General features: G+C 62.1%; 19 protein-coding genes and 1 tRNA gene. 4 read left to right on the top strand and 16 right to left on the bottom strand.

The window, feature by feature from the left end:
* Positions 1 to 27: 27 nt before the first annotated feature.
* The 5 genes from AB4M76_RS11190 to AB4M76_RS11170 all read right to left on the bottom strand — a co-directional run bounded on the left by AB4M76_RS11190 (position 28) and on the right by AB4M76_RS11170 (position 4,085).
* Positions 28 to 1,077, bottom strand: coding sequence for an ornithine cyclodeaminase (locus tag AB4M76_RS11190; protein ID WP_368441933.1), 1,050 nt, complete (start codon positions 1,075 to 1,077; stop codon positions 28 to 30).
* 13 nt (positions 1,078 to 1,090) lie between these two features.
* Entirely contained in the window at positions 1,091 to 2,002 is a 912-nt protein-coding gene (gene ctlX / locus AB4M76_RS11185; protein ID WP_368441931.1) for a citrulline utilization hydrolase CtlX, read from the bottom strand.
* The gene (gene rocF / locus AB4M76_RS11180; protein ID WP_368441929.1) at positions 2,002 to 2,925 is read right to left on the bottom strand and encodes an arginase; all 924 of its coding nucleotides are present in this window, start codon (positions 2,923 to 2,925) and stop codon (positions 2,002 to 2,004) included. Before rocF ends, ctlX begins: the two co-directional genes overlap by 1 nt.
* Before the next feature lie 117 nt (positions 2,926 to 3,042).
* Entirely contained in the window at positions 3,043 to 3,510 is a 468-nt protein-coding gene (locus tag AB4M76_RS11175) for a disulfide bond formation protein B (RefSeq protein ID WP_368441928.1), read from the bottom strand.
* Complete coding sequence (locus AB4M76_RS11170) at positions 3,507 to 4,085, bottom strand: YqaA family protein (RefSeq protein WP_368441927.1); 579 nt, start codon at positions 4,083 to 4,085, stop codon at positions 3,507 to 3,509. The genes AB4M76_RS11175 and AB4M76_RS11170 overlap by 4 nt, the downstream gene beginning before the upstream one ends.
* A gap of 124 nt (positions 4,086 to 4,209) precedes the next feature.
* On the opposite strand from AB4M76_RS11170, the gene AB4M76_RS11165 reads away from it, so the two are divergent.
* Positions 4,210 to 4,293 (top strand) — tRNA-Leu (locus tag AB4M76_RS11165).
* A gap of 155 nt (positions 4,294 to 4,448) precedes the next feature.
* Here the strand turns inward: AB4M76_RS11165 and AB4M76_RS11160 are convergent.
* Positions 4,449 to 6,266 carry a cation:proton antiporter gene (locus AB4M76_RS11160; protein WP_368441926.1) on the bottom strand — a complete coding sequence of 606 codons (1,818 nt, stop codon included), beginning with the start codon at positions 6,264 to 6,266 and terminating at the stop codon, positions 4,449 to 4,451.
* Positions 6,267 to 6,571: 305 nt separating this feature from the next.
* Here AB4M76_RS11160 and AB4M76_RS11155 point away from each other — a divergent pair, with 305 nt between their 5' ends.
* Entirely contained in the window at positions 6,572 to 8,761 is a 2,190-nt protein-coding gene (locus AB4M76_RS11155; protein ID WP_368441925.1) for an NADP-dependent isocitrate dehydrogenase, read from the top strand.
* Positions 8,762 to 8,866: 105 nt separating this feature from the next.
* Here the strand turns inward: AB4M76_RS11155 and AB4M76_RS11150 are convergent, their stop codons facing one another.
* Complete coding sequence (locus AB4M76_RS11150) at positions 8,867 to 10,099, bottom strand: urate hydroxylase PuuD (protein ID WP_368441924.1); 1,233 nt, start codon at positions 10,097 to 10,099, stop codon at positions 8,867 to 8,869.
* Between the two features lie 100 nt (positions 10,100 to 10,199).
* Here AB4M76_RS11150 and AB4M76_RS11145 point away from each other — a divergent pair, with 100 nt between their 5' ends.
* Complete coding sequence (locus AB4M76_RS11145; protein WP_368441923.1) at positions 10,200 to 11,108, top strand: LysR family transcriptional regulator; 909 nt, start codon at positions 10,200 to 10,202, stop codon at positions 11,106 to 11,108.
* A 137-nt stretch (positions 11,109 to 11,245) separates the two neighbouring features.
* Here the strand turns inward: AB4M76_RS11145 and AB4M76_RS11140 are convergent, their stop codons facing one another.
* The 7 genes from AB4M76_RS11140 to AB4M76_RS11110 all read right to left on the bottom strand — a co-directional run bounded on the left by AB4M76_RS11140 (position 11,246) and on the right by AB4M76_RS11110 (position 17,294).
* Positions 11,246 to 11,725: an N-acetyltransferase family protein gene (locus AB4M76_RS11140; protein WP_368441922.1), complete on the bottom strand. Its 480-nt coding sequence runs from the start codon at positions 11,723 to 11,725 to the stop codon at positions 11,246 to 11,248.
* 202 nt (positions 11,726 to 11,927) lie between these two features.
* Entirely contained in the window at positions 11,928 to 13,367 is a 1,440-nt protein-coding gene (locus AB4M76_RS11135) for an aldehyde dehydrogenase family protein (protein WP_368441921.1), read from the bottom strand.
* A 144-nt stretch (positions 13,368 to 13,511) separates the two neighbouring features.
* The gene (locus AB4M76_RS11130) at positions 13,512 to 14,648 is read right to left on the bottom strand and encodes a sensor histidine kinase (protein ID WP_368441920.1); all 1,137 of its coding nucleotides are present in this window, start codon (positions 14,646 to 14,648) and stop codon (positions 13,512 to 13,514) included.
* Complete coding sequence (locus AB4M76_RS11125; RefSeq protein WP_368441919.1) at positions 14,645 to 15,655, bottom strand: ATP-binding protein; 1,011 nt, start codon at positions 15,653 to 15,655, stop codon at positions 14,645 to 14,647. The genes AB4M76_RS11130 and AB4M76_RS11125 overlap by 4 nt, the downstream gene beginning before the upstream one ends.
* The gene (locus AB4M76_RS11120) at positions 15,652 to 16,092 is read right to left on the bottom strand and encodes an ATP-binding protein (RefSeq protein ID WP_368441918.1); all 441 of its coding nucleotides are present in this window, start codon (positions 16,090 to 16,092) and stop codon (positions 15,652 to 15,654) included. Before AB4M76_RS11120 ends, AB4M76_RS11125 begins: the two co-directional genes overlap by 4 nt.
* Entirely contained in the window at positions 16,064 to 16,417 is a 354-nt protein-coding gene (locus AB4M76_RS11115; RefSeq protein ID WP_368441917.1) for an STAS domain-containing protein, read from the bottom strand. Before AB4M76_RS11115 ends, AB4M76_RS11120 begins: the two co-directional genes overlap by 29 nt.
* Position 16,418: 1 nt before the next feature.
* A complete protein-coding gene (locus tag AB4M76_RS11110; protein WP_368441916.1) occupies positions 16,419 to 17,294 on the bottom strand; it encodes an STAS domain-containing protein in 876 nt (291 codons plus the stop codon).
* A 184-nt stretch (positions 17,295 to 17,478) separates the two neighbouring features.
* Between AB4M76_RS11110 and AB4M76_RS11105 the strand changes: the two genes are divergently transcribed.
* Positions 17,479 to 18,066, top strand: a complete 588-nt coding sequence (locus AB4M76_RS11105; RefSeq protein ID WP_368441915.1) for a rhodanese-like domain-containing protein — start codon at positions 17,479 to 17,481, stop codon at positions 18,064 to 18,066.
* A gap of 522 nt (positions 18,067 to 18,588) precedes the next feature.
* Here the strand turns inward: AB4M76_RS11105 and AB4M76_RS11100 are convergent.
* Both AB4M76_RS11100 and AB4M76_RS11095 read right to left on the bottom strand, forming a co-directional pair.
* Positions 18,589 to 19,632: a glycine betaine/L-proline ABC transporter ATP-binding protein gene (locus AB4M76_RS11100; protein WP_368441913.1), complete on the bottom strand. Its 1,044-nt coding sequence runs from the start codon at positions 19,630 to 19,632 to the stop codon at positions 18,589 to 18,591.
* An 8-nt stretch (positions 19,633 to 19,640) separates the two neighbouring features.
* Entirely contained in the window at positions 19,641 to 20,666 is a 1,026-nt protein-coding gene (locus AB4M76_RS11095) for an ABC transporter permease (protein ID WP_368441912.1), read from the bottom strand.
* Positions 20,667 to 20,815 lie beyond the last annotated feature (149 nt).

Here is a 20,815-nt window from a genome sequence, read left to right as displayed (position 1 = left end):
ACCGACCAAAGCCGGTGGCTCCGCGCCTTACCCGGCGCGTTGCAACATGCCAAAAAGGTCGCGCGGATCGTCCGGGTCCGCGAGCAGGTCGAGCGGCTGGAACAGCCCGGTCTCGGCAATCTGGTCACGCACGTAGCGCAGGGCCGAAAAGTCCTCGATCGCGAAACCCACGGAATCGAAAAGCGTGATCTGACGGTCATCGCGGCGGCCCTTGGCCTGACCGGTCAGCACCTGCCAGATCTCGGTGACCGCGTGGTCGGCCTCCAACTGCTGAATCTCACCCTCGATCCGCGTCTGTTCGGGATATTCCACAAAGATGTCCGAGCGGTGCAGGATCGCCGGGGCCAGTTCCGTCTTGCCCGGACAGTCGCCGCCGATCGCGTTGATATGCACGCCAGAGCCGACCATATTGTCGGTCAGGATGGTGGCATATTGCTTGTCAGCGGTGCAGGTGGTGATGATCTGCGCGCCAAGGATCGCGTCTTCGGCCGTGTCGCATTCGACCACCTTGATGCCATGACCTTCAAGGTTGCGCGCGCATTTCGCGGTCGCCGCGCGGTCAATGTCATAGAGCCGCACCTCATCGACCCCGCAGATCGCCTTCATCGCAAGGCTCTGGAACTCGGACTGCGCGCCATTGCCGATCATCGCCATGACATGGCTGCCCTTGGGCGCCAGCAGCCGCGCCACCACCGCCGAGGTCGCCGCGGTACGCAGCGCGGTGAGGATCGTCATCTCGGTCAGCAACACCGGGTAGCCATTGGCGACGTTGGCCAAGAGGCCAAAGGCGGTCACGGTCTGGAAGCCGGTCTTGGTGTTGTCGGGATGGCCGTTGACGTATTTGAAACCGTAGACATCGCCGTCAGAGGTGGGCATCAACTCGATCACGCCTTTCTCGGAGTGGCTCGCCACGCGCGGGGTCTTGTCGAAAAGCTCCCAGCGTTTGAAATCGGCCTCGATATATTCGGCCAGCCCGCGCAGCATCTCTTCGACGCCGACATGGTGAATGAGCTTCATCATCTGGTCGACGGAGACAAAAGGCACCAGCGCCTTGTCGGAGGGTTTGAGGTTGGTCATCGGTCAGCTTCCTCTAATTGCGGCGGGCAAGGTGAAGACCGGCGATCATGCACCGGATCGACCCGCCTGCGGTCTCGATTGTGGGAATGGACAGGGGCAGGATGCGGGCCTGCGCCTCGATCCGGTGGATTTGGTCGGGCGTCAGCGCGGCCAGTGCACGGGCGGAAAGCGCCAAGACCGGCCCGTCATGGCCCGTCAGTTCAATGGCGTTGCCGGCAAATTCACCAATCTGATGTTCGCTCAGCGCAATCACGTCGCGGCCCGTTTCCTCAAGCCGCTCCTGCACCATCTGCCGCCGTGCGACATCCGTGATCATGTCCAGCCCGACCAGCGCGATGCGACTGCCCACGGCCATCAGCACATTGGTGTGATAGACCGGGCGGCCCTCGGCGTCTGCGGCGTCAAAGACAATGGGCTCGAAGTTGAAATGCGTGCAAAAACGCTCCAACAGAACCGGATCAGCCCGGTGTGAACGGGCGACATAGGCCACCCGCCCGATATGATCGAGCACCATCGCCCCCGTGCCTTCCAAGGCCAGCCCGTCATGTTCCAGCCCGGAATAGTCGATCACATCCTGCACCCGGTACCGAGTCTTCAGCAGGTCGATGACGTCCCAGCGGCGTTCGCGCCGACGGTTTGCGGCATACATCGGATAGACCGCCACATGGCCGCCCGCGTGGGTCGAGAACCAGTTGTTCGGAAAGACGCTATCGGGCGTCTCATCGCTGGTGTCGTCGAAATCATGCACGGTCACGCCATGATCGCGCAGCGCGGCCACGACGGTGTCAAACTCTGCCCGCGCGGCTTCGGCGACATCACCGGTGCTGGCCCGCTGAAAGGCGTTGTCGGCCTGCGTCTCGGGGTTGGAGCGGAAATGATGCGGGCGGATCATCACGACCGCCTGCGGTGCCTGAACCTGCATCATCAGTAGGCCCGTGTCGGACGGTCGAAGACGCGGCGGCCAAAGGCCGAGGCGGTCAGATCCACCATCAATTGCGCGGTGCGGCCACGCTCGTCGAGGAAGGGGTTCAACTCGACCAGATCGAGCGAGGTCATCAGCCCGCTGTCATGCAGCATTTCCATCACCAGATGGCCCTCGCGCACGGTGGCACCGCCCGGCACGGTGGTGCCGACCGCCGGGGCGACGGAAGGATCAAGGAAATCCACGTCGAGCGAGACATGCAGCATGCCGCCCGCCGCTTCGACTTTATCGAGAAAACGCTGCAAGGGTTTGGCAATGCCGCTCTCGTCAATCTCGCGCATGTCGACGTAAGTCACGGTGGTCTCTTGCAGGGCCGCGCGTTCCGCAGCATCGACCGAGCGCAGCCCGATCATCGCGATATTGTCATGGGGCAGGGGCTTGGCCACCTCGGGAAAGCCGTCAAACCCCTCGCGTCCGGTGACATAGCCCAGGGGCGTGCCGTGCAGGTTGCCGCTGTCGCTGGTCTGGGGCGTGTGGAAATCCGTATGCGCGTCGAGCCAGAGCACGAAGAGCGGACGGCCCGCCTTCTCGGCATGGCGCATCGCGCCCAGCACGGTGCCAAGCGCCAGCGCATGATCGCCGCCCATGAAGATCGGCAGCCCGTCGTCCATCGCCGCATCGGCGGCAGCGGCAAGGCTTTCGGTCCAAGCGATGGTCTCTTCCAGCGCGTGCAGTTTTTCATGCTCTTTCGCGTGATAGGGCGCGGGGGCGACATTGCCCCGGTCCACAACGCGATGCCCCAGATCGCGCAGCGCGCGCTCCAACCCGGCGGTGCGGAAGGCATCCGGCCCCATCAAACAGCCCCGGCGGCGTTTGCCACTGTCCAGCGGGACGCCGAGCAAGATGCAATTCTGTTCAGGTGACATCGGGAACTCCTCTGGTGTTTCAATCCAGATAGAGCACTCTTTGATGGTTCAACAAGCGGTCAAACTGCACATTTCGGGTAGGTTTTGCACAGATCGAAAGGCGATCTGTCCAGTTTGTCAACTCGCCCGTTTTGCAGCCATGACCCAGACCACCACCAGCACCGCCGAGATGAGCGCATTCCACCCTGCCATCGACAGGCCGAGCAACTGCCAGACGATCTCATCGCACATCACCAGCCCCACCGGGCCCTCGGTCGACAAAAGCGCGCCGCCATCAAGGCTGCCCATGTCCAAGCCGCCCCCGGTGCAAGAGCTTGGCCCCGGCCACCAGCCCCATTCGACACCGGCGTGAAACGCCCCGATCCCGGCCGTCACCGCCGCCGCGGCGGCCCCGAACCACGCCAGAAGGCGCGGCCCGCCCAAAAGCAGCAGCGCGCCAATCAGCACCGCCGCCGCATGGGGCCAGCGCTGCCAGAGGCACATTTTGCAAGGCGCATAGCCGCCCAGATGCTGAAAGCCAAAGGCCCCCAGCAACAGGGCGGCAGAACCGAGGGTCGCCAGTGTAATCAATGTCTTGCGTGTCATAGAACCTTCACCACCATAAAGCCGCCGATCAGCAGGGCCACCGCCAGGGTAAACATCATGCCCAGGCGCCGTTCAATGAAATCCCGGATCGGCGCGCCGAATTGCCACAAAAGCCCCGCCACCACGAAAAACCGCAGCCCCCGGGCAAGGATCGAGGTCATGATGAAAGTGCCCAGCGGCATCCCCGTCCAGCCCGACATGATGGTGATGACCTTGTAAGGAAAGGGCGTCACCCCGGCGACCAGCACCGCCCAGAAGCCCATGTCGTTGAACCGGGTCGAGAACTCCGCCATCGCATCGGCTTTGCCGAGGCTGGCAAGGATCGGCTGGCCAAGGCTTTCAAAGGCCAGCGCGCCAATCGCATAGCCCAAAAGCCCGCCCAGCACCGAGGCCAGCAGCGCCACCCCGGCGATCAACCAGGCGCGCCGCGGCTGCGCGATGATCATCGGGATCATCAGAATGTCAGGCGGGATCGGAAAGAATGAGCTTTCCACAAAAGCGACGACAGCCAGCGCCCAGAGCGCGTGGCGGTGTTGGGCCAGACCCAAGGTCCAGTCATAGAGGCGGCGGATCATGTATGGGGGCTCCGGTCTGTTTTGACTGCATCACCACGTGCAGGGCGCGAGGTCAAGCCAAGCGGGTCGCTTTGCGGAAAATCCCCTTGCCCGCCTGTGCAAGTCAGGCTACATGAGCCCCAGTGCCCAAGTGGCGGAATGGTAGACGCAGGGGATTCAAAATCCCCCGCCGCGAGGCGTGCCGGTTCGAGTCCGGCCTTGGGTACCACCTTGTTTCAGCAAGGCTTTCCGTTGAATTTTCCGGCGATTGAGCCCAGGTGAAAACCTGCGCGCGGCAGGTCTGTTTCCCCGGTTCTGGCGGAGCAGGCCCGGGCCATACGGGGAATCGCCGGCCTCGCTCCCGCCCCGCCGCTGCCAGCCCTCTCAGGTCCCATTGCGTTTCGGTTTGCCGGGCAGCAGCGACAGGATCTCGCCATCGGTGGAGTTCTTCGGCTCCTTCTCCGGCCCCAGAAAACGCAGGTTGCCATTGCTCTCAAGCTCCGCGATCAAGATCGCCTCAGGGTGTTTTTCAAGCCATTGCTCAAGGGTGAATTCCTCGGAAAGGCTGGTCACCCGAAACTCCCAGCCCTGCGCGATCAGGGCGTTGGATTCGAAATAGGTCTTGCCGCCGCCAATCACCTGACCGCCCAATGTGGCGGGCAAGGCGTGGCGTGAACTGGATTCGCGCACCCGTTGAAGCTGGAACACATTCTCGCGGCCAAACTCCGGCGCCAGATCGGTGGCCACCAGCGTGTTATAGGCGTCATTGTCAGTGGCAGAGATCAGTTTTTCATAGGCCACGAGATCAAGCCGTTCCTCGGCGGCTTTCGACAGGATATCGCCAAAAAACGTATCGATCCCCGCATCGCGCGCGCTGCGTAGATGGGCGTGGTTCGGATCGGCGATGATCACTTTGAGCTCCATCTTCTGAAGCGCTTCGGCCAAGGCCACGGACCAGCGCGAGCCGCCCAGGATGATCACCCCCGGCGCGGCAGAGGCGGTGAGCCCCAAGAGCCGCGCCATCGGGGTCAAGGTGAACCCATGCAGCACCACCGTCGCGGCGACGAGGGCGAAAGCCAAGGGCGCGATACGGTCCGCATCTGCGATCCCGAGCTGCACCAGACGCTCGCCAAAAAGCCCCGCCACCGCGACCAGCACCACCCCGCGCGGCCCGGTGAAGGCCACCAAGAGCCTTTCGCGCCACGGCACGTCGGAGAAGGCCAGCGCGGCAAAGACCGGCAAGGGCCGGGCGATCAGGATCACCGCCACCACGAAAAGCAGCGCGGTCAGGTCCAGCGAGGCCAATGCCGCCCAGCTCATATTCGCCGCGAGCAGGATAAAGACGCCGGAGACCAGCAAAACCGTGGCATGTTCCTTGAAACGGCGCATTTCGACATAGCTCGGCAGCCGCGCATTGGCGATCCAGATGCCCATGATCGTCACCGCCAGCAGCCCGGATTCATGCAGCACGTAGTCGGACAGGGCAAAGACCCCGAGCAGCACGACGAAAAGCACCGGGACTTTCATATATTCAGGCACATAGGCCAGCCGGAACGACCGGGCGATGCCCCAGCCCCCGGCCAGACCAAGCAGCGTGGCCACGCCGATACCAACCGCCAGAGCCTGTGCTGCGGCCCCGGCTGAACTTGACGCCTGAAGCACCATGACGACCTGAAACGCCAGCACCGCCGCCAAGGCCCCCACCGGGTCGTTCACGATGGCTTCCCATTGCAACAGGGCGGCAGGGCGTTTTTGCAGCTTCGCCTGCCGCAGCAGGGGCGCGATCACGGTCGGACCGGTCACGATCATAATGCCGCCGAAAACCGCCGAACTGGCCCAGCTCAGCCCCGCGACATAATGCAGGGTCAGCGCCGAGGCGAGCCACCCCAGCGGCGCGCCAAGGGCGACCAGCCGTTTGACCCCGGTCGCCGCGTCGCGCAGGGTGTGAAAATTCAGCGTCAGCCCGCCTTCGAAGAGGATAATCGCCACAGCGATCGAGATGATCGGCCCCAGCATATCGCCAAATTGCGTGGCCGGGTTGAGAATGCCCAAGATCGGGCCAACGATCAGCCCCGCCAGCAGCATCAGCACGATCGAAGGCATCCGCAGCCGCCAGGCCAGCCATTGGCTGCCGACCCCGAGCCCGCCGACAAGAGCAAATGCAAGAACCGGGGCCAAGCCCGCTGTTTCCGCTGTCGCCATATAGTCCTCACGATATGTCTCTGGCCAAGGCTAGCGCGCTCAGCAATTTCTCGCCAGTCTTTCCGCGGGATACCCTCCGCCGGGCCGGTAAAGTTCTGGTCGGGATGAAGTAGCGGTGCGGGGCGAGGCTTCAATCGCGGCAGGGATTTTAATTGCCGTGCACCGCCCGCAGGCAGGGACGGGCAGGGCCCGCGCGCATATTTCAAATAATCCGCAGGTCATCCCACCGCATACTGCGGTATACCGTCGACCTTCCCCACGGCTTCGGTTATCAGGGGCGCAAATGCAGCATTAGGGAGCATATCATGTCCGATATCATCTATACCAAGGTCGACGAAGCACCGGAATTGGCCTCGGCCTCGTTCCTGCCGATCATCCAGAAATTCGCCGACGCCGCGGGCGTCAGCGTTGGCACCAAAGACATCAGCCTCGCCGGCCGTATCCTCGCGACCTTCCCCGAGCACTTGAGCGAAGCGCAGCGCCAATCCGACGATCTGGCCGAGCTGGGCCGTCTGGTGAAAACGCCCGAAGCCAATGTGATCAAACTGCCGAATATCTCCGCCTCGGTGCCGCAGCTGGTCGCCGCGATCAAGGAGCTTCAGGCCCAGGGCTATGCGCTGCCCGATTATCCCGAAGAGCCGAAGAGCGACGAAGAAAAAGCCGTGCGGGCGAAATATGACGGGATCAAAGGCTCCGCCGTGAACCCGGTTCTGCGCGAAGGCAACTCCGACCGCCGCGCGGCCAAGGCCGTGAAAAGTTTTGCCCAGTCGAACCCGCACCGCATGGGTGACTGGGCCTCCGACAGCAAGACGCATGTCTCGTCGATGTCGGGCAATGATTTCTTTTCCAACGAGGTTTCCGCCACGCTCGACGCCGCCAGTGGCGCGAAGATCGTGCTGGAAACGGCGGATGGTGAGAAGGTGCTGAAAGAGGGGCTAGAGTATCCCGCGGGCACCGTGGTCGACGCGACCTTCATGAGCGCCGCCGCGCTGAAGGACTTTCTGAACAGCCAGATCGAAAAGACCAAGGAAGACGGCATCCTCTTCTCGCTGCACCTCAAGGCCACGATGATGAAGGTCTCCGACCCGATCCTCTTTGGCCACGCGGTCAAAGCCTATCTTGCGCCGGTGTTTGAAAAGCATGGGGAGAAGCTCAAGGAACTCGGGGTGAACCCGAACTCCGGCCTCGGCGATCTGCTGGCGCGTGTGAAGGGCGAGAGCGAGATCATGGCCGATATCGACGCCTGCATGGAAGACCGCCCGCCGATGTATATGGTCGATTCCGACAAGGGCATCACCAACCTGCATGTCTCCTCGGACGTGATTATCGACGCCTCGATGCCCGCGCTCATTCGCGCCGGCGGCAAGGGCTGGGGCCCGGATGGCAAGGAACATGACGCTAACTGCGTGATCCCCGACAGCTCCTATGCGCCGGTCTATGATGAGGCGATCAATTTCTTCAAAGAGAACGGCAAGCTCGACCCGGCAACCGCAGGCACGGTGCAGAACATCGGCCTGATGGCGCAAAAGGCCGAAGAATACGGCTCCCACCCCACCACCTTTGAATTGGCCGAAGCGGGCACCGTCAAGATGATCCTCGACGACGGCACCGTGCTGCACCAGCATAAGGTCGAGGCCGGCGACATCTGGCGCTCCTCCTCGGCGCGCAAGGCGCCGATCGAGGATTGGGTCAACCTCGCCATCTCGCGTCAAAAGGCCGAAGGCTGCCGCGCGATCTTCTGGCTCGACGCAAACCGCGCCCATGACGCCGAGCTGATCTCCTACGTCAAACCGATCTTGGAAGCCCAAGGCGTGGCCGATAAGTTCGAGATTATGGCCCCCCGCGACGCCACCCGCGCCTCGCTGGAGACGATCACCAAGGGCGAGAACACCATCGCGATCACCGGCAACGTGCTGCGCGACTATCTGACCGACCTCTTCCCGATCCTGGAACTGGCGACCTCGGCCAAGATGCTGTCGATCGTGAAGCTGATGAACGGCGGCGGTCTGTTCGAGACCGGGGCAGGCGGCTCGGCCCCGAAACATGTGCAGCAGCTGGTCGAGCAGAACCACCTGCGGTGGGACAGCCTGGGCGAGTTCTGTGCGCTTGGTGAAAGCCTGAAGTTCCTCGCCGATGCCCGTGGCAACGAGAAGGCGCGGGTGCTGGGCCATGCGGTGGAGACCGCGACGCAGGGCATTCTCGACAATGGCCGCTCCCCCTCGCGCAAAGTCGGCGAGCCGGACAACCGCGACAGCCACTACTGGTTCGCCCGCTACTGGGCCGAAGCCGTGGCGGCACAGTCCGACGACGCGGATCTCGCCGCATATTTCGCCCCCATCGCGAAGGAACTGGCAGAGAAAGAGGCCGACATCCTGTCCGAGCTTGCGGCGGCGCAGGGCCAGTCGGTTGACCTTGGCGGCTACTATCACACCGATGCGGCGAAAACCGCTGCGGTGATGCGCCCCTCGAAGACGCTCAACAGCATCATTGGCTAAAGCGGCTGATAGAAAACCTGTCGCGCCCTTAATCGGGGCGCGGCGGGACAATAGATAGCGGATAAACTGAGGATAGATCAGCGGCGTTAAACGCGCTGCCCCGATCTATTGCGTCCGCACCTCACGCACCCAGGCAACGATGGCCTGCCGCGCCTGCGCGTCCATCTGAATCGCATTCGGCGGGGGCATCGCATGGCTCACCCCCGCCTGCAGGTAGATCTCGCTGGCCTGACGCGCCACATCGCCGGGGGTTTCCAGATGCACCCCTTTGGGCGCCCAGCGAAGCCCCTCCCAAACCGGCTCGCGCGCGTGGCACATCGAACAATTGCCGATCACCGCATCATAGGCCGCCTCGAAACCCTCCGCCGCGGCAAAGCGCTGCTCATAGGGCGTGAGCGCCCGCGCCTCAGCCTCCTCCCAGGTCTCCCCGTCGCGCAGGGTGGAGAGCCAGGCGATCAGCACCATCAAAAGCACCGTCACCGCCCAGGTCCAATGCGGACCTTTGCCGGTCTTGTGCATCGTGTTGAAATAATGCCGGATCGTGACCCCGGTGAGGAAGATCAGGCTGGCGATGATCCAGGCGTATTGGGTGGCAAAGGCCAGCGGATAGTGGTTCGACAGCATCAGGAACACGACCGGCAGCGTCAGATAGTTGTTATGGGTCGAACGCACCTTGGCGATCTTGCCGTATTTCGCATCCGGTGTCCGCCCGGCCTTGAGGTCGGCCACCACGATCCGCTGGTTCGGCATGATCTGGAAAAACACATTCCCGGTCATGATCGTGGCGGTAAAGGCCCCCAGATGCAGCAGCGCCGCGCGGCCGGTGAAAATCTGGTTGTAGCCCCAGGACATGATCACAAGGATCACGAAAAGCAGCAGCATCAGCAGGGTCGGCCTTTCTGCCAGCTTGGATTTGCACAGCGCGTCATAAAGCAGCCAGCCGATGGTCAGCGAGCCGCCCGAGATCAAGATCCCCTGCCAGAGCGCCAGATCGGCCTTGGTCGGGTCAAGCAGGAACAGCTCCCCGCCAACCCAATAGATGATCATCAACAGCGCCGCACCCGAGAGCCATGTCGAATAGCTCTGCCACTTGTGCCAGGTCAGATGCTCCGGCATCCGCGCCGGGGCGACCATATATTTCACCGTGTGGTAAAAGCCGCCGCCATGCACTTCCCATTCTTCGCCAAACGCGCCTTCGGGCAGGGCGTCATTGGGTTTCAGCATCAAATCCAGCGCGATGAAATAGAAACTGGCCCCGATCCACGCCATTGCGGTGATGACATGCAGCCAGCGGACCGAGAATGCGATCCAATCCCATAGGATGGCTAAGTCGTACATTTGGGGGTCCTCCGGATTCTCATCTGCGCCCAGTCTAGGCAGCCGCGCATTCTATCGCTATGTCTGCTTCAGGCCCAGCAGCATCAAATAAATCAAAATAATGTCCTATCTCAACAATATCCGCACCTTTGTCCGCGTCTATGAGCTTGGCAGCATGTCCGCCGCCGGGCGCGACCTGCGGATCTCGCCCGCGGTCACCTCCTCGCGCATCTCTCAGCTTGAGGATCATCTCGGCGTGCGCCTGTTCCAGCGCACCACCCGCAGCCTTGCGCCCACCGATCAGGGCAAGACCTTCTACAGCGCCGCCTGCGATGTGCTGGAGGCGGTGGAGAATGCCGAGGCGCAGGTCATCAATATGACCGACAACCCCAAGGGCGCGCTCTATATCGCGGCGCCTCTGGGGCTCGGCAGGCGGCTCATCGCGCCGCAGGTGCCGGGGTTTCTGGAGCGCTACCCCGAGGTCAAGCTGCGGCTCAGGCTCACCGACCGCAAGGTCGACCTGACGACAGAGGGGCTCGACCTCGCGTTTTTTCTGGGCAACCCCGAAGACAGCAATCTGCGCATTCGCAAGATCGCAGATGTGCGCCGCGTGCTCTGCGCCGCGCCCGACTATATTGCGCGCCGCGGGCATCCCAAAGACGGGGCGACCCTGCTGGCCGAGAACCACGAATGTCTGAACCTGCGCTTTCCCGGCGCGCGGGAATTTCAATGGCCCTTGATGACCGCGCAGGGGCCGGAGCGGTTTCGCGTCGCCGGGCGGCTTGAATCCGACGACGGCGACGTGCTGACCGATTGGGCGCTCGGCGGGCAGGGGATCACGCTGAAACCGGTGTTCGAAGTGGCCGACCACCTGCGCGCGGGCCGCCTTGTCCCGGTCTGCGAGGAGACCCCGCCGGAGCCCATTCAGATGGCATGTCTGTTTACCCACCGCAAAGGACAGGACCCGAAGACCCGTCTGTTCATGGAATATATTATCGAGAAGATCGCGGATATCGTTAGTGCGGAGTGAGGCTGCCTATGGGGCGGAAGAAGGGCAGAGCGATCGCAGGGAGCCGCTTGCCGGGGGGGATCATCGCGACGAGGTTGGACTGCGATGATCAACAGGACGCTGGTCCGCTTTGAGCCCAAACCGTCTATCACAGATGGTTATGGCTTGCCCTCGAATGCCAGAGCATTTGATTTCAGATCGTCCGGCGTAAACCTGAAAATCGTCATCTCATCGACGCTATAGGCGCCAAGGCTTCTGTAGAATTCAATGGTGGGTGTGTTCCAGTCCAGAACCCCCCACTCCATCATCTCGCAGTTTCGTGCGAGGGCAAGAGAGCAAAGATACCCCATAATGATCTTGCCAAGACCCTGATGGCGGACTTTCGTATCCACGAAAAATCCATCGATATAAATTCCTGACCGTCCAGTAAACGCAGATGACTTCTGGCAAAAATAGGCAAAGCCCGCAATTTCGCCCTTGTAGTATCCAAACAGCGCCTCGCCCAGTTTTTCATTCAGAAGCCGTTTGATCTGAGGCTCGGTTGCCGTGATCTTGTCCGACATCTTTTGATAGGCGCCCAGTTTTTTCATGTATTCGACAACAAGCCCCGCATCATCCGGAGAAGCGTGTTGGATCATGAAGTTTGGATTAGATGTCGCTATTTTCTGCACAGTTTCATTCTCCCATACCTGTGTTTGCGAAGGTAAATGTCCTGCTGGTCACAGCAAGTCAGAAGATGTCTGCTTTGTCCGCTCTCTTGTCCCCTCGAACCACACAACCGAAAGGGGCAGGGCCATCACAGCCCCGCCCCCTGTCTTACACCACAGCCCTCTGCGGCAATCAGTCGTTGGACCAGCCAGAGACCGCTTTGACTTCGCAGAAGTCCTCGATCCCCCAGACGCCGCCTTCGCGGCCGTTGCCGGAGCGTTTCATGCCCCCGAAAGGCGCGCCGGCGCCTCGGCTTTCGCCGTTCATCTCAACCATGCCCGAGCGCAGTTTCTGCGCCAGACGGTTGCGACGTGCGCCATCTTGCGACTGGACGTAGTTGGTCAGCCCATAGACCGTGTCATTGGCCATTTCCACGGCCTGATCTTCGCTTTCGAACTTCATGATCGACAGCACCGGGCCAAAGATTTCCTCGCGCGCGATGGTCATGTCGGGGGTTACATCGGCGAACACCGTGGGTTTGACATAGAAACCGCGGTTCAGGTTCTCGGGGCGTCCGGTGCCGCCCGCGACGAGCCGGGCGCCTTCGTCGATGCCCTTTTGGATCAGATCCTGGATCTTGCCCCACTGGCTTTCATTGACCACCGGGCCAATGTGGCGGCCTTCTTCGCTGGCCGGGCCGACAGTGACCTTGGAGGCGACTTCGGCAGCCGTTTCAACCGCTTGGTCATAGACGCTGGCCTCGACCATCATCCGGCTCGGCGCGTTGCAGCTTTGGCCGGAGTTGTTCATCATATGCAGCACGCCGCGTTTCACGGCTTTTTCATCCGCATCGGCAAAGACAAGGTTCGCGCCTTTGCCGCCAAGCTCCAGATGCACCTTCTTCAGCGTATCCGCCGCGTTTTTCGAGATCGCGATGCCGGCGCGGGTGGAGCCGGTGAAGCTCACCATATCCACGTCCTCATGGCCGGTGAGCGCGGTGCCGACACCCTGGCCGTCGCCGTTGACAAGGTTGAAGACACCGGCGGGGAAACCGGCCTCATCCATCATCTCGGCAAAGAGCACGGCGCTCAGCGGGCTTTCCTCGGAAGGTTTCAGCACCATGGTGCAGCCCGCGGCCACGGCGGCGCCAACTTTCAGCGTCACCTGGTTCATCGGCCAGTTCCACGGCGTGATCATTGCCACCACACCCACGGCTTCATGGATGATCCGGTCATTCGGCGCGTGGTCGCCCAGAGGTTTGATGAACTTGAACTCTTTCGCCGCCTTGATGAAGTTTTTCATATGGCCATAGCCCGCGCCCCATTGCGCGGCACGGGCCATTTCAATCGGCGCGCCCATCTCGGTGCTGATCGCCTGGGCCATCTCTTCGGCGCGGGTCTTGTAGATCTCGACGAATTTTTCCATCAGCGCGATGCGCTCTTCAGGCGCGGTCGCCATCCAGCCGGGCAGGGCGGCTTTGGCGGCGGCCACGGCCGCGTCGACATCGGCCTGACCGCCCAGTGAAATGGTGGTGCAAGGCTCTTCGGTGGAGGGGTTGATGACCTGATGATCGCGGCCGTCCTGCGGGGCGACCCATTTGCCATCGATGTAGAAATCACGTTTTTCGATCATGCTTGTCTCCGTTGCTGTCTTGGGGGCCGCAGGGGGCCTTGTTCTGGTCCGGTCATTCCCGGCTCACGCTAGGCTTAGGACATATTTACACAAGGGAAAAGTTCGCGCTGCATATTTTGATCAAAATATTGCGATCCGCGCGGCTCAGCCCAGCGACGGGAACCGGATATCGACGCTCATCCCGTCGTTACTCTGCACCGACAGGGTCGCCTCATGCTGGAAGGTCAGCGTGCGGATCATCCGCCAGCCCAGCGAATTGGACCGTTCCGGCCGGGGCGCGTCTTCGGGCAGGCCGACCCCGTTGTCAAAGACCCGCAGCGTCAGCCCGTCATCGGCCTCGCGGGTCACCTCGATGGTGATCAGCCCCTCGTCGCGCCCGACAAAGGCGTGTTTATAGGCGTTGGTGATCAACTCCCCGACAATCAGCCCGATATCGACGGCCAGTTTATTGTCGAGCAGCAAAGGCGGGCAGTTGAGCTTGATGCCGATGATCTGATCGTCGCCGGTAAAGGCGCGTTCGGCGTTTTTCGTCACCTCATCGAGCATATCCGCAAGGTCGAGATCGGAACTGGAGGTCGAGCGTTGCATCAGCTCATGCGCCTTGGAGAGCGAGCCCACCCGGGTTTCCAGATCGCGCAGCACCTGCCGGGTCTCTTCCGCCTTGGCCTGCGATTTGCTCATGCGGATCAGCGCCACGATCAGGGCGAGGTTATTGCCGGTGCGGTGGTGCAATTCCTGCATCAGGAGGTCGCGGTCGGCAATGCCCTCGCTGAGCTCGCGGTTCTGCTCGGTCAACGCGGCGGTCGGGTCCTGCGCGCTATAGGCTTCCAGCGCCTGCTCGGCATTGGCGGTGATCGATGCGGCATCGGCCTGACAGTCGGGCAGCAGGAACTCCGCATGCACACGGGTGCCCTCATGGCCGGTGTCCACGTCAAAGCGCGCCGCAATCCGCTGCACGCCGCGCAGCCCCAGACCGAGCCCGCTGGAGGAGACGATGTCGCGCGCCGGGTCGAGCTTTTCCTTCTCGATCCCGCGGCCCTGATCGATCACCGTCAGGCCAAGCGCCAGCTTGCCCTCCACCTCAGTGAGCGAAAACCGGGCGCGGCCCTTCTGGCCATGCTCGATCGCATTGCGCGCCAGTTCCACGGCGGCGGTCACCGTGCGGGTGCGCTCGAACGGGGCAAAGCCCATGGCGGCGGTCAAGGTCAGCGCGATCTGGCGCAGGGTCGCGATATCGCTGCCTTTTTCAAGGTTCACCGAGGTCAGATGGATAGGTTTCATTGCGCGGCCTCCCGGGTGACCCTGAGCACGACGATAGAGGCGTCATCCCGGCCGCGAAAGGCGCGGTCGAGCAGATAGCCTGCGATCAGCAGGGGGGATTTATGCAGCAGCCCCTGAGGCAGGAAACCGTCGCGCAACGTGCGCAGCCCGTCGCTGTGCAGGATGATCAGATCGCCCGGCTCCAGATCAAAGCTTTCCTCATAGCCCCGGGTGCTGCGCGCGCCGATACGGCCATCGCGCACCGGCAGACGTTTGATCTCGGTCCCGCGCACCCGCAGGGTCGCGATATTGCCAAGCGCGGCATAGCGCAGGGTCATCTGGGGCTGTGCGACATGCAGCAAGGCTGCCACCGCCCCGCGTTTGCCGACCAGTTGCTCGGTCACCTCGCCCATCACGGCGCCCGGTTCGCCGTTGCTGGCGCGGCTGTTGAGCACCGCATCGCGGACTTCCTGCCCGGCGGCATCGGCCTCTGGCCCGTGGCCCAGCCCGTCGCAGATCAGCACATCGGTGGCATTCGGGGTCTGACGCAGCAGGAAATGATCGCCGCAGACCCGTTCATTGGGGTGGCAGACCCGCAGCCCGATGGCGTCGATCCCATAGCTTGGCGGGGGGGCGGCCTTGGCAAAGCTACAGACGATGGTGGTGCCAATATCTGGCCCGGTGAAAATATCAAACGTCGTCGACAGCCGCCGGATCGCGCCCAGACCGAGGCCGGCGGAATCGCCACTGCTGACCCCGTCCTGAAACATATTGTCGAGATCCGAAATGCCCGGCCCCCGGTCGGTAAAGACCATGACGATCTGGTCACATTCCGGCTCGGGCATGGCATTGATCAAAACCCGGCCCTTTTCCGCATAGCGCAGGATATTGGTGGTGGCCTCGGTCGCGACGATGGCGAGCTCATCCATCCGCCGTTTCGGCCAGCCATGCCGTGCGGCCAAACGCTGCGCAAAGCGGCGCACCACGGCGATGGCGCTTTGGTCCTGAACGTCAATCCATTGTTTCATAGGGTCACACTCATCAACACACTGGTCCCCGCACCGACGGCAGTGCGAATTTCAAACCGGCCCGCCAGACGCTGCGCGCCGCCCAGACCCCGGCCCAGACCGCCACCTGACGTATAGCCATCGCTCAGCGCCAAATCGACGTCCGCGATGCCCGGCCCCTTGTCCCAGCAGACCACGGTCAGCGTTTTGCGCCCCCGGTCGACATAGATGGAAAACTCGCCCCCGCCAGCATGCACGATCGCATTTCTGGCGATTTCGCTCACGGCGGTGGCAAAGCGGGTAACGCCCAAGGCCGAGGCGCCGTTCTCCTTCATGTAGCGCGCCACCGCCTGACGCACGGTCACGGCATCGCCGCTGGTCTTCAGCTTGTGCTGAGACAGCAGAACCTGCGCGCCAAAGTCGCTTTCATCAAATGCGGCGTAGCTGGGCAAGAGCATGGGTCAGGCTGAGCGCGGTGCGTATTTCGGGCAGATACATGCCAAGCTCGACCAGCGTTACGGCCACGGTGGGCCGCATGCCGACGACATAGGTCTCTGCCGCCAAGAGTTTGGAAATGCCGGCAAGCTGGGCAATGACCCGCCCGACGAAAGTGTCCACGATCTCCAGCGCGGAGATGTCGAGGATCACCCCGTCGATACGGTTCTGCGCGATCTTGTTGGACAGCCGGTCCTGAAGCTCCAGAATCTCAGTGTCCGTGATGTCATCCTGAATCGAGACAAGAAGCGCCCGTTCGACCAGATTAATCGACGTGACACCGGCCACCTTATTGAGCCTCGGTCTTTTGGATCACATAGCCCACGGTCAGCAAGGCGTCCGCCAGGGCGGCGCGGATGCTCGACCGGGTCGAGACGGTGCCCACATCGATGCCAAGCTGTACCATGGTCTGCGCGATCATCGGGCTGATGCCGCTGATGATACATTCGGCGCCCATCAGGCGCACCGCGGCAGCGGCGCGCAGCAGATGCTGGGCCACCTGCGTGTCCACCGTGCCGACGCCGGTGATGTCCATGATGACCACTTCGGCCTGACGTTCCAGAATGGTTTGCAGCAGGTTTTCCATGACCTCCTGCGCGCGGGCGGAATCCAGCGTGCCGATCAGCGGCAGGGTGAGGACACGGTCCCAAAGCTCGACAACCGGGGTCGAGAGTTCCAGCATCTCCTGGCGCTGGCGGTCAATGATCTGCTCGCGCTCGTTAATGAAGATCTCATTGGTGTAGATCGCAAAGGCATCCACCAGCCGGGTGACCAGCATCACATCGCGGATCAGGGCGCTGTGGTCGGAGGCGACCAGCGCTTCGAGCCGTTTGAACAAGGGCGCCTTCAGCGCCAGAACAAAGGTGGCCATTTCGGTGGGGGTCACGCCGCGGTTGACGCGCTCGCGGCTCACATCGGCCAGCACGGCGCGCAGATCGTCCCATTTGTCATCCTCAAGGTCCAAATCCTCGCCCGCGATCCCGTCGCGGATGCCCTTGGAGAAGGCTTTGAGCAATTCGCGGTTCTGGGCCAGGCTTTCGCTGTCCGAAAACAGGTCGGACCGTTTGACGCCCTCCTTGACCTGCGTCCCAAGCCATTCCTCAATAATGCCTTTAAAATCAGTATCGAGAACAGTCAGTATATTGGCCGTAGCAGATTGCGGCATCTTGCACCCCAGAGTTTATTTCTTAGCCTCATAGGCCAATCGCAGCAGCCAGTGTCAAGGGGAAGGGGGAAATTGATTGGCGGCAATGCGCCGCTTTGCCCGGGCCCGGGCGGGCAGGCGGCTCTGGTCAGGGGGCGGGGATCGGGTAAGGTGAGCGCATATAGATAGCGATCAGGAGATTGAGATGAAGAGATTTGCATATGCGATCGGTCTGCTCTGCGCAGCCGGGGCGGCCTGGGCGGATGTGACGGTGGGGATCACCAAGGACATGCCAAGCGTCACCGTGCCGGGCGCCGAGGGAGAGGTCGAGATCAAGCGCATTCAGGATACGGAGAACACGCTTCAAGGCGACTGGGCCAAAACCTCGCGCCCCTGTCCGGAGTTCTGCATCCAGCCCTTCACCCCCGCCGAAGGGGTGAAGACGATTGGCGAGTTGGAATTGATCGAGATGCTGAAAGACCCCGAGGCCGTGGTGGTCGACAGCCGGACCAGCGACTGGTTCCAGGGCGGCACCATCCCCGGTGCGATCAACATCCCCTACAGCTATGTGGTGGATGAGTTGGCCAAGCTCGGCTGTGCGGCGGATTTCGACGGTTGGGATTGTGAGGCCGCGAAACCGGTGGCGCTGTTCTGCAACGGCATCTGGTGCGGCCAGTCGCCCACCGCGATCCGCAATATGATCTCGGCAGGCTATCCGGCGGAGAAGATCTCCTATTACCGCGGCGGGATGCAGGTTTGGCGGATGCTGGGGCTGACGGTGACGGGGGAGTGAGGGCGCGGGAAAACGCTGACGATTTGCAGCAGCGGCAGTGAAGGATACCACCCCAGCCCGGAATCAAGCCGAAGGCGCCGGGCCATCGCCTGCCCGCCCGTCACGCCAGAGGCGTGCCGAGATGTATTCGCGCACCTTTGGTGCGGCGGGTAGGCGATTTGGTGAGGCTCGGCGCGACTTCCCGAGCGCACATCCCAGTTGAAAGATAAAGTGGTAAGAACGTCTGTTTGTCCGCCGACCCGCGATCAGGCGCTGGCCCTCGTGCAAGCGGCAGACGATGCCACCGAGCCCGGAATCAAGCCAAAGGCGCCGGGCCATCGCCTGCCCGCCCCATCGGGTAGGCGATTTGGTGAGGCTGGGTGCGACTTCGCAAACACACATCACGGTTGAGAGATAAAGTGGTAAGAACGCCCGTCAGATCGCCAACCCGCGGGCAGGTGCTGGCCCTTGAGCATGACCGCTAAAGAAAAACGGCGCCACCCCAAAGGATGACGCCGCTCTCCTACCTTCTCGGCAAACCGCTTACGCCGCTTCGCCCGGATGCCGCGGCACCAGCGCCCGCACCAGATCGCGCATGTGCAGCACGCCAACCTGCTTGCCCTCGCGCATCACGCGGTAGTTGTTGGTCGTATCCCCTTCGGACACCGCGATGATCGATTCCAGCGTGTCGTCATAATCGACCTCACCGGCGATATCGGCGGGCATCACATCGGTCTTCTCCATTACCGAACGCACGCGCAATACCCGGGCGCGGTTGATGTCGCTGACAAAGGCTTCGATATAGGGGTCATTGGGATTCAGCAGGATATGCTGCGGCTCACCCTGCTGCACGACGAACCCGTCCTTCAGGATCACCAGATGGTCCGCCAGTTTCAGCGCCTCATCCAGATCATGGGTGATGAAGATCACCGTCTTGTGCAACTCGGCCTGCAACTCGATCAGCAGGTCCTGCATGTCGGTGCGGATCAGCGGATCAAGCGCCGAGAAGGCCTCGTCCATCAGCATCACGTCAGAGTTCGACGTCAGCGCCCGGGCAATGCCCACACGCTGCTGCATCCCGCCCGAAAGCTGCGCCGGATACTGTTCGCCTTGCCCTTCCAGCCCCACGCGGTTGAGCCATTTGGTCGCCTCATCCGCGTATTTCTTGCGGCTCTTGCCTTCGATCTCCCAGCTCAACCCGGTGTTTTCCAACACCGTGCGGTGCGGCAGCAGGGCGAACTTCTGAAACACCATCGACATCTCGTGCTTGCGCAGCTGACGCAGGCGGCGCTCGTTATAGTCGAGGATATTCTCACCGTTCACGATCACCTCGCCCGCGGTGGGGTCAATGAGCCGGTTGAGGTGCCGGATCAGGGTGGATTTCCCCGAGCCCGACAGCCCCATGATCACCGTGGTCTTGCCCGCGGGCATGTCCACGTTGATGTCATTGAGCCCCAGCACATGGCCGGTTTCGGCCTGAAGATCGGCCTTGCTCATGCCGCCGCGCACCTTCTCCAGCGCGCCCTGCGGGTCGTCGCCAAAGATCTTATAGAGATTGCGGACGGAGATTTTGATGTCGTCTGTCATATCTGGCCTCACTTCTGCGCCGCATTGATCCGCGCAAGCGCGGCTTTGGTGACCCGGTCAAGGATGATCGCCAAGAGGACAATCCCCAGACCCGACAGAAGACCGACGCCCAATTCAAGGCTCCGGATACCGCGCAGCACCAGCACACCGAGACCCGGCGCCGACACCAGCGAGGCGATGACGACCATCGCAAGGCTCATCATGATGGTCTGGTTCACACCGGCCATGATATTGGGCAGGGCCAGCGGGATCTGCACCTTATAGAGCTTCTGGCGGTTGGTCATGCCAAAGGCGTCGGCGGCCTCGATCACGTCCTGATCGACCAGACGAATGCCCAGATCCGTCAGACGCACCACCGGCACGATGGCATAGAGGATGATCGCGATGCCATAGAGCTTGGGCTCGGTCACCGAAAAGAGGAAGATCAGCGGGATCAGGTAGACGAAAGGCGGCAGGGTTTGCAGCATGTCGAGCACCGGGATCATCGAGCGCTGCACCCGGTCGCTGCGCGACATGGCGATGCCGATGGGCACGCCGAAAAGCACACATATAAAGGCACAGACAAAGATGATCGCCAGCGTCTGCATGGTGTGGTCGTAAAAGTCGATAAAGGCGAGAAAGCCAAAGACCAGCGCCACCAGCCCGACCAGTTTCATCGAGCGGCCCACGGCATAGGTCACCGCCATCAAGAGCGGGATCATCACGAACCACGGCACCGATTGCATCAGCCAAAGCGCGTTTTCCAGCGCCCAGCTCAGCGGTTGGGTCAGCGGATCGACCACCACCTTGAGACTGTCTTTGATCGCAAGAAAGCCCTGTTCCAACCCTTGGGTCAGATCGCGCGACTGGGGGATCGCATCGCAGCTGTCGTGCAGCGCGTCGAGCGAGGGGAAGGGCATGTCCCAAAGCGTTGTATTGGTGTCGCCGCCGGCCTGGCCCATGAGGTCGGCCATGGAGCTGAGCCCGCCGCCTTCGTCGTCGCCGCACCAGTCGCGCAGGCCGATCGTGTCAAAGAAGTTGTCGTAAGTTGCCATCTGTCGCTTTCCCGGTCTTACCTGACCGTTTGCTTCTCAAGAGCGCTGTTCAACGTCGTACGGAACAGCTTGCCCCAAAGAGGGGCGGCAAATCTACTTATATCCTTGCAAAGAAACTGCCGCTCAGCGGGTGCCGGGTGCAGTAGGTG

The organism is Sulfitobacter sp. PS-8MA (assembly GCF_040933935.1).
Lineage (GTDB): Bacteria > Pseudomonadota > Alphaproteobacteria > Rhodobacterales > Rhodobacteraceae > Sulfitobacter.
This window is presented reverse-complemented; position numbering and strand designations above follow the sequence as displayed.

Coding starts and splice junctions, on each gene's coding strand:
- AB4M76_RS11190 (WP_368441933.1), bottom strand. CDS start 1,077: ATGACCAACCTCAAACCCTCCGACAAGGCGCTGGTGCCTTTTGTCTCC.
- ctlX (WP_368441931.1), bottom strand. CDS start 2,002: ATGATGCAGGTTCAGGCACCGCAGGCGGTCGTGATGATCCGCCCGCAT.
- rocF (WP_368441929.1), bottom strand. CDS start 2,925: ATGTCACCTGAACAGAATTGCATCTTGCTCGGCGTCCCGCTGGACAGT.
- AB4M76_RS11175 (WP_368441928.1), bottom strand. CDS start 3,510: ATGACACGCAAGACATTGATTACACTGGCGACCCTCGGTTCTGCCGCC.
- AB4M76_RS11170 (WP_368441927.1), bottom strand. CDS start 4,085: ATGATCCGCCGCCTCTATGACTGGACCTTGGGTCTGGCCCAACACCGC.
- AB4M76_RS11160 (WP_368441926.1), bottom strand. CDS start 6,266: ATGGCGACAGCGGAAACAGCGGGCTTGGCCCCGGTTCTTGCATTTGCT.
- AB4M76_RS11155 (WP_368441925.1), top strand. CDS start 6,572: ATGTCCGATATCATCTATACCAAGGTCGACGAAGCACCGGAATTGGCC.
- AB4M76_RS11150 (WP_368441924.1), bottom strand. CDS start 10,099: ATGTACGACTTAGCCATCCTATGGGATTGGATCGCATTCTCGGTCCGC.
- AB4M76_RS11145 (WP_368441923.1), top strand. CDS start 10,200: ATGTCCTATCTCAACAATATCCGCACCTTTGTCCGCGTCTATGAGCTT.
- AB4M76_RS11140 (WP_368441922.1), bottom strand. CDS start 11,725: ATGATCCAACACGCTTCTCCGGATGATGCGGGGCTTGTTGTCGAATAC.
- AB4M76_RS11135 (WP_368441921.1), bottom strand. CDS start 13,367: ATGATCGAAAAACGTGATTTCTACATCGATGGCAAATGGGTCGCCCCG.
- AB4M76_RS11130 (WP_368441920.1), bottom strand. CDS start 14,648: ATGAAACCTATCCATCTGACCTCGGTGAACCTTGAAAAAGGCAGCGAT.
- AB4M76_RS11125 (WP_368441919.1), bottom strand. CDS start 15,655: ATGAAACAATGGATTGACGTTCAGGACCAAAGCGCCATCGCCGTGGTG.
- AB4M76_RS11120 (WP_368441918.1), bottom strand. CDS start 16,092: ATGCTCTTGCCCAGCTACGCCGCATTTGATGAAAGCGACTTTGGCGCG.
- AB4M76_RS11110 (WP_368441916.1), bottom strand. CDS start 17,294: ATGCCGCAATCTGCTACGGCCAATATACTGACTGTTCTCGATACTGAT.
- AB4M76_RS11105 (WP_368441915.1), top strand. CDS start 17,479: ATGAAGAGATTTGCATATGCGATCGGTCTGCTCTGCGCAGCCGGGGCG.
- AB4M76_RS11100 (WP_368441913.1), bottom strand. CDS start 19,632: ATGACAGACGACATCAAAATCTCCGTCCGCAATCTCTATAAGATCTTT.
- AB4M76_RS11095 (WP_368441912.1), bottom strand. CDS start 20,666: ATGGCAACTTACGACAACTTCTTTGACACGATCGGCCTGCGCGACTGG.